The organism is Chamaesiphon sp. OTE_20_metabat_361 (genome assembly GCF_031364565.1).
On sequence record NZ_JANLWO010000140.1, the window covers coordinates 1 to 1821 of the forward strand.

The window sequence follows — 1821 nt, forward strand, 5'->3', positions numbered from 1 at the left end:
TCTTTGACTCTGCGAATGGGTAAATTGGCAATTAGAGCGGTAACGCGTTGATTGCTCTCTAGTGAAAAATCTAATCCTTGAGTATCGATTTCGACATAACGCGATACGACTTCCAGAATTTCTTGACGCATCATCTCGACCATTTGCGGACTCAGATCGGTGCGATCGTGGGCGATTACTAATTGTAACCGTCGCTTGACGCTATCCCGACTCGGCTCATGTGCGACGCGGGGAAATAACATCTCCAGAAATTCATTAATCATAGTCATGGTATTGCGGTCGATAGAAGGAATTAGCACCTAAATGATGAAGTCGTCGAGGGGTAAAGCATGGTGACAATTAGTTAATGAAAAAATTCCCGACCCAGCCTTGAGATATTTAGTGACGATCGACTCGATTCGAGCGATATGGGATCGGTATTTTTAAGTTGGAGTACTACCAGCTAAATACCAATACTATAGCAAGATGCGGCTGCTCCTTCAACAAAAGATCTAGCTGAAAATTTCTGGTGCGATCTGACTGGTATTTTCGATCGAGTTGGATGACATTTTTGCCATCCAAAACGGCAATTAATGTAGCTAAATTTACATGAGAGTGCCAGCGAACGAGGATCTTTTGGCTAGATTACTATTTGGTGAAGATTTTACGCAGTCGAGTCAATAAATTATCCCGATCGACAGCTAGATCCATGTAGGGAGTTTTTTCACCAATCAGTCGATGGGCGATATTATCAAAAGCTTGAGCGGCACGGGAGGTAGTATTGGCTTCTAATACTAATGGTTCGCCTCGGTTTGTCGAAGTAATCACGCGTTCGTCTTCAGGTACTACCCCAATCAGTTGCACGGCAAGAATTTCGCTGACATCTTCGACAGACATCATTTCACTAGCTTCCACCATTGCCGGACGCAAGCGATTGACAATCAATCGCGCTGGACTGATATTACTAGCTTCAAGTAACCCGATGACGCGATCGGCATCGCGGACGGCAGAGATCTCGGGAGTAGTGACAATTAGGGCTTCTTGTGCCGCCGCGATCGCATTTTTGAAGCCCATTTCGATGCCTGCGGGACTATCGATCAACACAAAATCAAATTGGGGTGCGAGTTCGCCGATCATCCATTTCATGTGATTGGGGGTAATCATCTCCGCTTTACGATTTTGAGTGGCTGGGAGCAATACCAATCCCGGCTGACGTTTATCGCGGACTAAAGCTTGATCGAGCCGACATTCACCTGCGAGGACTTCGACGGCGGTGTACACGACGCGATTTTCCAATCCCAACAATAAATCGAGATTTCGCAGCCCAAAATCGCCATCGACCAGGGCAACTCGATACCCCATTTTGGCAAGAGTCATGCCCAGGTTGGCTGTGACAGTGGTTTTGCCCACTCCGCCTTTACCGGAAGTAATTACAATAATGCGAGTCATGAATTATCTGTAAATTAGTTATTATTAATTATAAAAGACTGATTATGGGTGAAGATCGGGGGTATTTATCAATTTACTCACATCTTGCATCAAAACATAGTTCCTAGTGTTGTAGTGAATAGTGAATAGTGAATAGTGGATAGTTTTAGTACTTAGGAGTAAGTTTAGAGGCTATTTTATTAATTCTTATGTACTGGTGCAAGCTGTGAATTTATCAATTTTAGCAACTTAGGAACACGATTATTCAGTTCGCTGGTGAGATCCTGGTAACGCTAATTCGCGCAGATAGGGCGTCGTTTTGATATCGCTCGCGCGGGCGATCCGAATGCCTTGCGGGGTAATATAGGCAACTTCCGGCTCGAATTGTGGGGGTGGTGTCTCTGGTGCGCGGGC

The 1821-nt window shown here is 45.2% G+C and carries 2 protein-coding genes and 1 pseudogene; all 3 read right to left on the minus strand.

All coding sequences use genetic code 11. The features are described 5' to 3' along the window. Positions 1–263 (minus strand): cell division topological specificity factor MinE (minE, locus tag RMO35_RS03995; RefSeq protein WP_309738720.1); only part of this gene is annotated, 263 nt, incomplete at its 3' end. A gap of 364 nt (positions 264–627) precedes the next feature. Continuing rightward, the gene (minD, locus tag RMO35_RS04000; protein ID WP_309738719.1) at positions 628–1428 is read right to left on the minus strand and encodes a septum site-determining protein MinD; all 801 of its coding nucleotides are present in this window, start codon (positions 1426–1428) and stop codon (positions 628–630) included. Between the two features lie 240 nt (positions 1429–1668). Further along, a pseudogene (locus RMO35_RS25170) lies at positions 1669–1821 on the minus strand (septum site-determining protein MinC); the annotation flags it as partial.